Annotated in this window: 12 protein-coding genes and 1 riboswitch; of the genes, 5 read left to right on the top strand and 7 right to left on the bottom strand. The window is 39.9% G+C overall.

Annotated elements, in window-relative coordinates; genetic code table 11:
- Window positions 1-187 precede the first annotated feature (187 nt).
- A riboswitch (cobalamin riboswitch) is annotated at window positions 188-365 on the bottom strand.
- A 199-nt stretch (window positions 366-564) separates the two neighbouring features.
- The 7 genes from AC3EA5_RS11600 to AC3EA5_RS11570 all read right to left on the bottom strand — a co-directional run bounded on the left by AC3EA5_RS11600 (window position 565) and on the right by AC3EA5_RS11570 (window position 8,258).
- Entirely contained in the window at window positions 565-1,392 is an 828-nt protein-coding gene (locus AC3EA5_RS11600; RefSeq protein ID WP_488608490.1) for an undecaprenyl-diphosphate phosphatase, read from the bottom strand.
- Between the two features lie 9 nt (window positions 1,393-1,401).
- On the bottom strand, window positions 1,402-2,013 hold the full coding sequence (locus AC3EA5_RS11595) for a DedA family protein (RefSeq protein WP_488608489.1): 612 nt from the start codon (window positions 2,011-2,013) through the stop codon (window positions 1,402-1,404).
- A 63-nt stretch (window positions 2,014-2,076) separates the two neighbouring features.
- Complete coding sequence (locus AC3EA5_RS11590; RefSeq protein ID WP_488608488.1) at window positions 2,077-3,177, bottom strand: metallophosphoesterase; 1,101 nt, start codon at window positions 3,175-3,177, stop codon at window positions 2,077-2,079.
- A 4-nt stretch (window positions 3,178-3,181) separates the two neighbouring features.
- On the bottom strand, window positions 3,182-4,462 hold the full coding sequence (locus AC3EA5_RS11585; protein WP_488608611.1) for a DUF4139 domain-containing protein: 1,281 nt from the start codon (window positions 4,460-4,462) through the stop codon (window positions 3,182-3,184).
- A 698-nt stretch (window positions 4,463-5,160) separates the two neighbouring features.
- Window positions 5,161-6,309: an acyl-CoA dehydrogenase family protein gene (locus AC3EA5_RS11580; RefSeq protein ID WP_488608487.1), complete on the bottom strand. Its 1,149-nt coding sequence runs from the start codon at window positions 6,307-6,309 to the stop codon at window positions 5,161-5,163.
- Window positions 6,310-6,321: 12 nt separating this feature from the next.
- On the bottom strand, window positions 6,322-7,092 hold the full coding sequence (locus AC3EA5_RS11575; protein WP_488608486.1) for a 3-hydroxyacyl-CoA dehydrogenase: 771 nt from the start codon (window positions 7,090-7,092) through the stop codon (window positions 6,322-6,324).
- The gene (locus tag AC3EA5_RS11570; protein ID WP_488608485.1) at window positions 7,089-8,258 is read right to left on the bottom strand and encodes a thiolase family protein; all 1,170 of its coding nucleotides are present in this window, start codon (window positions 8,256-8,258) and stop codon (window positions 7,089-7,091) included. Before AC3EA5_RS11570 ends, AC3EA5_RS11575 begins: the two co-directional genes overlap by 4 nt.
- Before the next feature lie 195 nt (window positions 8,259-8,453).
- Here AC3EA5_RS11570 and AC3EA5_RS11565 point away from each other — a divergent pair, with 195 nt between their 5' ends.
- The 5 genes from AC3EA5_RS11565 (at window position 8,454) to AC3EA5_RS11545 (ending at window position 11,923) form a co-directional block, all read left to right on the top strand.
- Complete coding sequence (locus tag AC3EA5_RS11565) at window positions 8,454-8,804, top strand: lmo0954 family membrane protein (protein WP_488608484.1); 351 nt, start codon at window positions 8,454-8,456, stop codon at window positions 8,802-8,804.
- A gap of 12 nt (window positions 8,805-8,816) precedes the next feature.
- Entirely contained in the window at window positions 8,817-9,476 is a 660-nt protein-coding gene (locus AC3EA5_RS11560; protein ID WP_488608483.1) for a PspA/IM30 family protein, read from the top strand.
- 76 nt (window positions 9,477-9,552) lie between these two features.
- A complete protein-coding gene (liaF, locus tag AC3EA5_RS11555; protein ID WP_488608482.1) occupies window positions 9,553-10,257 on the top strand; it encodes a cell wall-active antibiotics response protein LiaF in 705 nt (234 codons plus the stop codon).
- Window positions 10,254-11,288 carry a sensor histidine kinase gene (locus AC3EA5_RS11550; protein ID WP_488608481.1) on the top strand — a complete coding sequence of 345 codons (1,035 nt, stop codon included), beginning with the start codon at window positions 10,254-10,256 and terminating at the stop codon, window positions 11,286-11,288. The genes liaF and AC3EA5_RS11550 overlap by 4 nt, the downstream gene beginning before the upstream one ends.
- Window positions 11,285-11,923, top strand: coding sequence for a response regulator (locus AC3EA5_RS11545; RefSeq protein WP_488608480.1), 639 nt, complete (start codon window positions 11,285-11,287; stop codon window positions 11,921-11,923). The genes AC3EA5_RS11550 and AC3EA5_RS11545 overlap by 4 nt, the downstream gene beginning before the upstream one ends.
- Window positions 11,924-11,956 lie beyond the last annotated feature (33 nt).

Here is an 11,956-nt window from a genome sequence, read left to right as displayed (position 1 = left end):
TGTAAGCTGTGTCTTTTATTAAACTGAAATCCGGAAATCAGTATTAAAAAAGCGATAGCTCAGCCTCTTCGGCTGAGCTATCGCTCAAAATTAAGTAAATGGAATTGAGTCAAAAAAGGTTGAATAAGGTAATGGAATCTGCCTTATAACCAGGCTCGCTTCCACTCCTCAACCCCCGAAGAAAGTGTTGCTTATCCGAAAAAAGGCAGGTCTCCTGGCTCGTGCATCTTCCTCCTGTTACCCTTCCCGTGAATTTTCACAGTGGTTGTGTAACATTTGTCCGCACTTACAGTTGCGGGGACAGCTTCGGCATTGACCGAATTCCCTTTTAAACCATACATGGTACCTTTTTTCGTTTGCATACTATATATTGTGTGTGTTTGTGAATTAAATCTAACATATTGTGTTTATTTCGTAAATAGGCAATTTATCAATTAACCGGAACGGTATTTAATTCAGTTAGAAAATACGTACGATCTCCCTAAGGAGGCAAATTTTTATGGTGTTATATAAACTGCCATTCTATTTTCTACAGTAAAAGACGACCATTTCGGTCGTCTTTTTTTACATGATAATAATGATAAATAGGATAGCTGCTAACACCAAACGATAAATCGCGAATGGAGTTAATTTCACACGCTCGATTAGCTTCAAGAAGAACTTAATTGAAATGAGTGCGAACACAAAAGCACTAATGAATCCAACAATGTAAAAAGATAAGTCATCTGGATTAACATGCTCCCAGTTTTTAAATAAGGATACGAAGCTTGCGCCAAACATGATCGGAACTGCCATAATGAACGTGAAGTCAGCGGCTGTTCTATGACTTAATCCGAACAAGACACCACCAGAAATCGTGGCACCAGAACGTGAAAAGCCTGGCCATAACGATAGACATTGAACAAGTCCAACAGAAAAAGCTTGTTTATATGTTATCTGATCTAATGTTTTTGTTTTAGGATCTTTTGGTCCATACTTATCCGCAAAAATCATTAAAATGGCACCAATAACTAAGCCAACTAGTACTGTTTCTACTGAAAATAAATGTTCATCAATAAAATCTTCAAATAATAACCCAAACACACCTGCAGGAATCAACCCTACTAAAACGTGAGTAAGCTTTAATTGTGAACCTGGTGCTACATCTTTCATTTTATAAAGACCAACTAAACTGAATAAACGCTTCCAAAAGACAACAACTACAGCCATAATCGATCCAAGTTGAATCACAATTTTGAATGTATTCGCTGAATATTTCCCTAGGAATTCAGACGTTTGCAACCACATATCATCCACAATAATTAAATGTCCTGTAGAAGATACGGGTGCAAACTCGGTCATTCCTTCAACAAAACCTAATATTAACGCTTTTAGTAATTCTAATAATTCCATAATATCTCCTTATGCTCTTCTTTTTCTAAATTGCATATACCACCAAATGACTGCCAATCCAACGATCACAATCAGTACATACACAATATTTGAATACACATCCATAACGCCTACAATGGACTCCCAGTTATCCCCTACCGCTGCTCCAACTGAAACTAAAATCGTGTTCCAAATCAGTGTACCAACCGTTGTGAACAACAAAAATAAACCAAACTTCATATTGGACATCCCTGCAGGTATCGAAATCAAGCTTCGAATTAATGGGATCAGTCGGCAAAATAACACTGTCCAAATTCCATACTTGTCAAACCATGAATCAGCCTTATGTATATCTGCTTTCGTTAAACGTAAGACTTTACCCCAACGATCCACAATTTTCTCAAGCCTTTTAACGTCCAATTGCAAACCAATCCAGTAAAGAATAATTGCCCCTGCGACAGATCCAGCTGTTGAAACTAAAATCACACCAAGTGGCGTCATCGCTGACTGGGTGGTCATATAGCCACCAAATGTCAAAATGACCTCTGAAGGAATGGGTGGGAATATATTTTCTAACATGATCAATAAAAATATGCCAATATAGCCGTACTGGCTCATGATATCCGTAATCCAGTTTTCCATGTCGAGCCTCCAACTACTACCTAGTTTTTCTTCTTACTTATCGTAACAAGTTTATGTCGCTTTTCATACCGTTTCTTTAGGAGCAAATTTAACGGTAATAGACCAAATCTCTGACCGAGAACCTAAACGAACAGGCGGCCCCCAAAATCCGAAACCTGAAGAAACAAAAGCATGCATCAAACCTTTATGTATATACCCATAATCCAATTCAAACAAACGACGGGTAAATAAATGATTTGGCCACATTTGCCCTAGATGAGTGTGACCGGAGACATGAACGTCTACACCCAACTCAGAAGGTATCTTCAAATTCAGTGGTGTATGGTCCATAACGAACCAAGGATACCTCGCATTCTCAGGCGATAACTCCTCCAACGATTTTCGCTTTCGATTGGTTACATCTTCTCTTCCTGTTACATAGAACGCATCTTCCACACAAATGGTTTCATCTAATAGCATCTGCACGCCAGCGTCTTTCATTTCTTCGACTAATAAAGGAATCTTGCGTCCATAGTATTCATGATTTCCAACTACCCCATAAATACCATATGTCGATTTGAGCTGTCTCATCACACTCGACATGCCATCTTTCACAAACCAAATGGGATCATCATCTACTAAGTCTCCAGCTAATAAGACGAGGTCCGGTTTTTCTTTATTAGCCAAATTCACGAAACGCTGTAAATGCTTTTTGTTGGACAATATACCTAAATGAAAATCAGAAGCCATAATCAGTTTTATATCATTTAAATCAGTAGCCGACTTTGTTAGTTGGATTGTTTGATGACGTACAACAGGTGAAAATGCATAGTAAGAGCCAGCGACGAATATCAGTAAGAAAATCGCAGCCACGACATTTCCAACCATAAATAATGTTTGTTCAGACGGACTAAATACATACATAATTGTGGCAAGTGGGAAAAGAATCAACCCGTATTGCATCACAATAAACCAATAGGAACCGAGTATTGTAAACACTTTAAGTGAATGACTCACTCGACCAATCATATAGCCGAATGAAATCCCAACCCAAATGACTGCAAAAAGGAGCGGATGAATGGACACACCCCATGTTTGCAACCAATTAAATGTAGATAAACCAAAATAAAACACGATGAGTCCATAAATTATAACGATTGAAGTACCAATACTTATGCGTTTCATACGTTTACAGCACCTTAACATCACGAGATCGATCATATCGAATCGTAAATGCCACCTTTTCTTCTGATTTTGCATCAACTGGCACCGTCAGCTGAATGTCTCCGTTTTTTCGTACCCATTCATGTGTAGATTTCACGACTTTATAAATTCCATAACTTGTACTGTGATTAATCAGTAGATCTATCGCTTCCTCTTTTTGGTTGCGCACCTCGTATTCGACTTCTTCAAAAACATATACGCCATTTTTGTATTCATCCACAATGTCGCTTTCAACCGTAATATCAAAAGCTTCACCCGATTGAATCCGCACCAATTCATTTACAGCGGTATGTGAAATCGTATCTTCTCCTATAAATTCCGTAGATCCATCTATTGGATTCTCTTTATATAATTTGAATCGACCTTGCGGAAGTGGCACGCCAAGACCATTTTCTTCTTTATTCAAAAATGTAAAGTAAATCGTTGGATGTAATTGATAAGAATTGACTTCATAAATGATTTTCGACTCAATTTGTGGCGCTGTAAACAATTCAACTTGTTTTTGTTGGCGATCCTTCACCGTTACTTTTTCCGGAATGGTATATAAATGAAAATCTGCGAACGCTTGATGTTCGGCTTGCATGGTCATCTGTTCCGTTACAGCAAACCTCATTTGATCACGACGATATTCATCCGCGCGATTAACCGTACCAGCCATCAGTTTTAACGTCGCATCTGTATACGTCATGCCGGAATTGTTGGTTAACGTGACCCAAGCTGTTAAATCAAAATCATGTTCACGAATTTGTGCCACGTAATCGACGTCCCAGCTTAGACCACCTGTTAAATAAGTAACGCGTGTATCTTCCGCCGTTTTTTCTCTTATGCGCCAAACGAGTGTGGGCTTAAGGATAAGACCATCCGGCAACTCAGGTAACCGAAGTTCTCCTTCCGCATCGATAATAATTTCATGTGTTAAGAGATCTTCCAAAATCAGTCCATTTTGAGCGCTAATGAGTAAATAGGATTTTTCTTCACCCGTTTTTTTATTGACGAGCTTAATTTCTTTTCCGATATATTTTTCTAATAACTTAAACTTATCAACCAAATCAAATTCATAGTTTAGTTCCGCGACCAATAATCCTTTTACTTGAAGTGAATTTGTTTCAATTTGCTGTGGGACATCGAGATAATAAACCAACTGATCATCAGTCAAAGGTGGAATCATTCGAACCTCTTTGACCATGGCAAATCCATCATTATAGACCGTAAGTGATAAGTCTTTTGTTAAACTTCCAGGCATCATCGTTGGCAATGGTCGTTCCTCCTCAGCGTTTTTGGAAAGTATACCATGATATGCGCTAAAGCTCATGGCAATACGTGGTGTGATTGGTTGTGTCCGTGTGTAGTATCGGCTAATTTTAGAGGTTTAATGGTTAACTGGTCTCTTAGTGAAGTTTACTTAGTAAAAATACTCTGAAAAAGCGTGTAGTTAAACCGAAGAATTCATTTATCAATCAGATTAGAACATTTATCAATCAAAATAGAGATTTACCAATCAAATTAGCGATTTATCAATCAAAATGCCACATTTATCAATTAAACTCGTCTCACAGGCAAGTTAACCTACTGAAACAAATGGTTCTCTCTTACAAAAAAACCATTGAATGGTTTGGTTTTCGCTTCGCTTCTGTTTGAAAGAGAATCGTTTCAACAAAGAGTCTCCTCGTCTTATAAAACAACTTTTGACAAAAGACAGTGATTTATCGGTCCAACATGTTCTCACAGTGAAGCTAACTTCGTGAGACTGCTTCAGCAACACGGACAGCAAGTACGAAGAATTCATTTATCAATCAAATTAGATGATTTATCAATCAAACTGAAGATTTATCAATCAAACTGGCACATTTATCAATCAAACATGTCTCACAGGCAAGTTAACTAATTGAAACTCCCCATCCTTACAATCAAAAATAGCCGCTCCATGTAGAAGCAGCCACCTTTTTATAATCCCATTTTCTTTGCGACAATGACTTTCATGATTTCGTTGCTGCCTGCATAAATCGAGGCAACTGGAATATCACGATATCTCCTCGCGATTTTGTATTCTTCCATATATCCATAACCGCCATGAAGTTGCAGGCATTCGCCCGAAATTTTCTTCGCGGTCTCCGTTAGCCAATATTTCGCCATGGACACTTTCGATACGATATCTTTTCCAGCCATATGATCTTCGATTAATGACTCCAAGAATGAATGGCCAAGTTCGATCTCAGTCGCCATTTCAACCAACTTGAATTGTGTATTTTGGAATGAACCAATAGGCTTGCCAAATGCTTTACGCGACTTGACATAGTCAAGCGTCATTTCCACCATATCTTCTGAAGCGATTTGTGCTGAAATCGCAACCATTAGTCGCTCTTGTTGAAGTTTCTCCATTAAATACGAAAAGCCTTGCCCCTCTTCGCCAAGAAGATTTTCAACAGGTACTCGACAATCCTCAAAATACAGTTCAGCCGTATCTTGTGCGTGCATGCCTACTTTATTTAACTTGCGACCTCGCGTAAATCCTGGTATTCCTTCTTCAATCACCAGTAGACTGATTCCGCGATGCCTTGGTTCGATTTTCGTATCCGTCTTCACCGCTACAACAACCAAATCAGCGTTGATGCCATTTGTAATAAACGTCTTTGATCCGTTCACGATATAGGAATCTCCATCACGTACAGCAGTCGTTTGAATTGCAGCTAAATCAGATCCCGCTCCAGGTTCAGTCATCGCAATTGCCGTTATATGCTCACCCGTGACACATCCAGGTAGCCAGCGTGATTTCTGTTCATCTGAACCATACGCTTCTATATAAGGGACAACAATATCGTTATGCAGTCCAACACCTGTCAGACTCGCGCCAACACGTTCCATTTCCTCCCCAATAATAACCGCATAGCGAAAATCAACTTCTAATCCACCATAGGCTTCGTCGACTTGAGGACATAGGTAACCCATTTCACCTAATTTACGCCAAAACGTCTTTGGAATTAAACGATCCTCTTCCCATTGCTCGAAATGAGGAATGGCTTCTTTCTCCATAAATTTGCGAAGAGATTTACGAAACATCACATGCTCATCGGTTTCAAATCGATATTTACCCATTTAACTTCCTCCTCATTTCGGTTGCATGCGAATGGCACCGTCTAGTCGAATCACTTCTCCGTTTAATAAAGGATTTGTTAATATGCTTTCAACTAACTGAGCATACTCGCTTGGTTTGCCCAGTCGATTTGGAAAGGGAACTGTTCGTGCTAACGATTCTTTTGCTTCTTCTGGTAATCCTGCAAATAAAGGCGTTTCAACGAGTCCAGGCGCGATAGACATAACGCGAATTCCATCTCGTGCAAACTCACGTGCAATTGGTAATGTCATCCCCACCACACCTGCTTTTGAAGCACTATATGCCGCTTGACCAATCTGTCCTTCAAACGCTGCAACCGAAGCAGTGTTTATTATAACGCCACGTTCACCTTCTTCATTTGGTGAATTTTGTTGCATCGCATGCGCAGCAACTCGTAAAACATTAAATGTGCCAATCAGGTTCACTTGAATGATTTGTTCAAAGCGACTTAAATCCATTGGTCCTTTTTGAGAAATGACTTTCCCAGGTGTCGCAATCCCTGCACAATTCACCAAAGAATGTATGGCCCCAAAATGTTTGACAACTACTTCAACATTTTTTACAACTTGTTCCGCATCCGTGACATTTGTTTGTAAATAAACGACGTTTTCTTCTCCTAATTCATTAACTAAAGCAAGCCCACGTTCTTCATTCAAATCAAAAATAGCGACTTTCCCACCATTTGCAACTAAATGACGCGTCGTTGCTTCACCTAAACCAGAAGCACCGCCAGTTACTATTGAAATCATATCTTGTATCTTCATTCATTACCCTCCGCGTCAGTTAACCTTTCAATGATTGTTGCATTGGCCATGCCCATTCCTTCACATATTGAAAGCAATCCGTAACGACCGTTCGTGCGATCTAATTCGTTTAATAAAGAAACGAGCAGCTTTGTTCCAGTTGCACCAAGGGGATGACCAAGAGCAATGGCCCCACCATTTGGATTAAGTTTTTCTGGGTCAGCACCGATTTCTTTTAACCACGCAAGTGGTACAGGTGCGAATGCTTCATTTACCTCATAAGAATCCATGTCTTCAATCGTCATATTGGCTTTTGCTAAAACTTTTTGAGTAGCAGCAATTGGACCAGTTAACATTAAGGTTGGATCTGAACCGATTACCGAACGTGCAACGATTCGTGCACGGGGCTTCAATCCTAGCTCATCCGCTTTTTCACGAGACATTAAAAGTACAGCAGAAGCTCCATCACTCATCTGACTCGCATTCCCTGCTGTAATTCGCCCATTAGGATCAAAAACAGTTTTCAGTCCTGCAAGTACTTCCATTGTCGTTCCTGGTCGAGGACCTTCATCGACAGAGAAAGTCTTTAACGACCCATCTTCTTGCTCAACTTCAAGTGAGACGATTTCTTTTTCAAAATGTCCTGACTGAATAGCTTTTTGTGCGCGTTCATGACTTTGCACAGAAAAGGCATCTAACTCTTCGCGCGATAAATTCCACTTCTCCGCTATACGTTCAGCTGATAATCCTTGATTAATAATTTCATAAGACTTCGTCAGTTTTGGACTTGGCTTATAATCACCCATGTTTGAAAACATAGGCACGCGTGTCATACTCTCTACTCCCCCCGCAATGACTATCTCCATATCACCTGAAGCAATTGCTTGGGCTGCAAAGTGGACGGCCTGTTGACTCGACCCACACTGACGATCAATCGTGACGCCAGGAACGTAAGAAGGGAACCCTGCAATAAGTGCAGCGGTTCGTGCGATATTTCCACCTTGTTCACTCACTTGGGATACACACCCTAATATAACGTCTTCCACAAGGCTTTTATCGACGCCGGCTTTATGAACAAGCTTATCTAAAACCATTGCTGCTAAATCGTCCGCTCTCGTATGCGAAAGGCTCCCCTTTCTTCTTGCAACTGCTGATCGAACACCTTCTATAATCACGACTTCTCTCATCGGAACACCTCTTTAATTTCAAAATTGAATGAATATTCACTCACTATCATTCTACCGAAAAATTGGAAGACTTTCTACCACTATCTTAGAAGGAACTACACCTCAAGTCTTAGATGAAAATGCATTCCAAGCCCGTTTGGTAAAAACGCTAGCGTTGGTACGATAAGGGTACAAATTGAAAGGGGAAACAAACACATGAAAAAATTTGGATTAATTGTACTCGGAACAATCGCGGGGATTATCACACTTGCTAGTCTAGGCTCCTTACTAGGTCTTGCATTATCAGCATTACTTGTCTTTGCAGGTATGCACTTTTATTTAAAAGGAGAATCAAAGCTATCTAAGTTTTTCTGGATTGCAGTTGGGATTGTAGGTTTATTAACCGCAGTAGCAAATGTACCTGGTTTCTTCGGAATTTTAGCCATTTTGGCATTATGGTACGTCATTCGCGAATGGAAACAACAGCCAATGACTTTAACAAGCACACCTTACTCAGCTGACCCATTTACAAACTTTGAAAAACAATGGGATGAACTTACCAAATAGGAGGAACTACACATGACAACATTATGGAAACGATTCAAATACGCATTCGAAGCAGACTTGCACAACGTATTCGATAAGAAAGAACAACAAAACCCAATCGCCATGTTAAATCAATATATTCGGGAAGCGGAAAAACAAACCGCTCAAACGGGCAAATGGATTGAACGCCAAGCGCAATTAAAGCTTCAATTGGAGAAAGAACTCCAAGAAGCTCAAAGTATGCTTGAAAAACGCACCAAACAAGCTGAACTAGCTCGTCAAACAAATCAACAAGAATTAATCGCATTTGCAGAGCAAGAAGTTCAAGCTTATGAAAACCGGGCGAATACTTTACAAACGAGTATTACCCGCACGATTGAAGAGTTGTTTGGATTGGAACGAAAATACGAAGAAATGAAACACAAAGTGAAGGACATGAAAGTTCGTCAGCTACAGTTAATGGGCAAAGAAAATGTCACACGTGCTCACCATCAAATGGACCGTGTCTTACAACCTGAATCTTCTAAGCATGCCGAAAAGCGCTTGATCACCTTTGATGATATGGAGCATTTCATTAACCGACTTGGCAATAAAATCGAAAAAGATCATGAAGTTTCTACGATGGAACGTCGTTTAGAACAACTGACGGATGACGCTCAAAAAAATGAACACGCCAAACAAGAAATTGTGTAAACTTAGCTTAGACGGAGAAGGCACTCGTCTTCTCCTTTTCTTTATCATTACCTGATTCGAAAAAGGAGGAATAAGGATGCAAAAAATTTCAACGGATCGCATAACTTTTTGGTTACTTGCGGCGTTCCTAGTTGTTTTTGTGGAAGCGATGTTTTTCCATAACGGCAGCGTATTATTCGTTCTTTTTGGGATCGGGTTAATTTACTTCAGCCTTAGAAAACGAAGTCGTCTCATGTTTTGGGGCGGGATTTTTTGTTTAGGTATCTCCATTCTTTCCATGTGGAGTTTACGCTTATTAATTGCTTCAGCAATTGTTTATATTTTAGTCCGTTTGTGGAAAGGTGACGAAACACATCAAGTTATTGAACCTTTTCTTGGTGATGAGCTAGAATCGTCTAATGCCATCATTCAAAATAAATTATTCTCTGTTCAAAGTACTCCCTTCCAAGCATATGAATGGAAAGATGTTCATGTTCAAGGCATCTACGGGCACCTTACAATTGACGTAACTCAAACCGTATTACCAAAAGATGTCTCCCTAATTTCTGTTCGACATGGCATTGGAAAAATTAGAATTGTCGTTCCATACGAAGTCCCTGTTCGCATTCATTACTCAACATTACTTGGGGATGCTCGATTGTTTGGCGGTCAAAAAAAGCGATTATGGAATCAATCCATCACATGTAAAAATGGGTATGACGAAACGCAAACTGCTTCAACTGCGGAACTGTTAATTTCCGTATCGACTTGGCTTGGAGATGTTGAGGTGATTCGTAAATGAACGGATGGATTAGTCGCGTATTCACGGTTTCCTTTCTACTTTCAGCTGGCGTGTTTGCCTTACTGTTTTCACTTTGGGGATGGCCGACAGTTGAAAAGTGGGATCTTCTTTGGAAGATACAAGATGATAATTTACCGTTCGGCGTCTGGATTTTGGTGGGGATTATCGGCATCAGCTTCTTTATTTCCACATCGACAACTTTACAGATTAGTAAAAAGGAACGGATTGTTGAGCGATATTTACGTCATTCAATCGAATCCGAGAAACAATTAAGTAAAGGCAATTTACCGAATGTGCATGCTAAATTGAATAAAACAATGAGTGACGTGTTTCAATTAATTTCTACACAAAAACGCAGTCTACAAAGGCTTACTGATGAACGTGCGGAAGGTGAAGATAAGCGCATTCAAGAACGCGTTATACAAGAAAGACAACGCTTAGCTAGAGAATTGCATGATTCAGTCTCACAACAATTGTTTGCGGCTTCTATGTTACTTTCTGCCATGACTGAGCAGCAGGAAGATGAAACTGAAGTTTCTAAACCTTTGATGCAAGCTGAAAAGATGGTTCAACAAGCCCAATTAGAAATGAGAGCACTGTTGCTTCATTTGCGACCAGCTGCTTTACATAACAAATCTTTGGCACAAGGGCTAGAAGAGTTACTCATTGAACTGCAACAAAAAGTCCATTTCTCGATTCAATTTCGTTTAGAAGATATTGCTTTATCAAAAGGTGCGGAAGATCATTTATTCCGAATTGCACAGGAAACACTCTCCAATACACTGCGTCATGCAAATGCAACAGAAGTGGAAATCTTATTCGTCGAAAGAGACGGTTTAGCTATTTTCCGCGTTCAAGATAATGGGGTAGGATTCAGGAATGAAGATGGCAAAGCAGGTTCATATGGTCTTCAACATATTGAGGAGAGAGCCATTGAAATGGGTGGATCCAGTAAGGTCGTTTCCGTTCCATCTCAAGGAACGATTATTGAAGTGAAAGTACCTGTTGAAAAAGAGGGTGAAGTAAAGTGATACGAATCGTATTAGTAGATGATCATGAAATGGTGCGAATTGGTGTTTCTGCTTACTTACAAGCACAAGCAGATATGGAAGTGGTTGGTGAAGCGACGAACGGTCAAGAAGCAGTTGATGTCGTTTTATCTTTAAGACCTGATGTGGTGTTAATGGATATGGTCATGCCTATTATGAACGGTGCAGAAGCGACGAAAGCAATTATTCAGCATTGGCCGGAAGCGAAAATCATGATTGTCACAAGCTTTCTTGATGATGACAAAGTATACCCTGCTCTTGAAGCGGGCGCTGTTAGCTATGTCATGAAAACGTCCAAAGCCAAACAAATTGCAGACGCAGTAAGAGAAACCATGAATGGTCAAGCAGTATTGGAACCCGAAGTCACCAACAAAATGATGAAACGGATGAGAACGGGCAATGAACGTCCCCTACATGAAGAATTAACAGAGCGTGAAAATGAAATTCTGCTATTAATTGCAAAAGGTCGCAGCAATCAAGAAATTGCGGATGAGTTATTTATCGCGATTAAAACGGTTAAAACACACGTCAGCAATATTCTTTCTAAGCTCGATGTACAGGATCGTACACAAGCTGTTGTGTATGCTTTTCAACAAGGGATTGTTCCGAAGAGTTAACTGGTTCTTGTGGTGTGCTGCGTTTACTCGTCA

The organism is Paenisporosarcina sp., from assembly GCF_057785155.1.
This window is presented reverse-complemented; position numbering and strand designations above follow the sequence as displayed.

Coding starts and splice junctions, on each gene's coding strand:
- AC3EA5_RS11600 (WP_488608490.1), bottom strand. CDS start 1,392: ATGGAATTATTAGAATTACTAAAAGCGTTAATATTAGGTTTTGTTGAA.
- AC3EA5_RS11580 (WP_488608487.1), bottom strand. CDS start 6,309: ATGGGTAAATATCGATTTGAAACCGATGAGCATGTGATGTTTCGTAAA.
- AC3EA5_RS11560 (WP_488608483.1), top strand. CDS start 8,817: ATGACAACATTATGGAAACGATTCAAATACGCATTCGAAGCAGACTTG.
- AC3EA5_RS11590 (WP_488608488.1), bottom strand. CDS start 3,177: ATGAAACGCATAAGTATTGGTACTTCAATCGTTATAATTTATGGACTC.
- AC3EA5_RS11565 (WP_488608484.1), top strand. CDS start 8,454: ATGAAAAAATTTGGATTAATTGTACTCGGAACAATCGCGGGGATTATC.
- AC3EA5_RS11550 (WP_488608481.1), top strand. CDS start 10,254: ATGAACGGATGGATTAGTCGCGTATTCACGGTTTCCTTTCTACTTTCA.
- AC3EA5_RS11585 (WP_488608611.1), bottom strand. CDS start 4,462: ATGATGCCTGGAAGTTTAACAAAAGACTTATCACTTACGGTCTATAAT.
- AC3EA5_RS11570 (WP_488608485.1), bottom strand. CDS start 8,258: ATGAGAGAAGTCGTGATTATAGAAGGTGTTCGATCAGCAGTTGCAAGA.
- AC3EA5_RS11595 (WP_488608489.1), bottom strand. CDS start 2,013: ATGGAAAACTGGATTACGGATATCATGAGCCAGTACGGCTATATTGGC.
- liaF (WP_488608482.1), top strand. CDS start 9,553: ATGCAAAAAATTTCAACGGATCGCATAACTTTTTGGTTACTTGCGGCG.
- AC3EA5_RS11575 (WP_488608486.1), bottom strand. CDS start 7,092: ATGAAGATACAAGATATGATTTCAATAGTAACTGGCGGTGCTTCTGGT.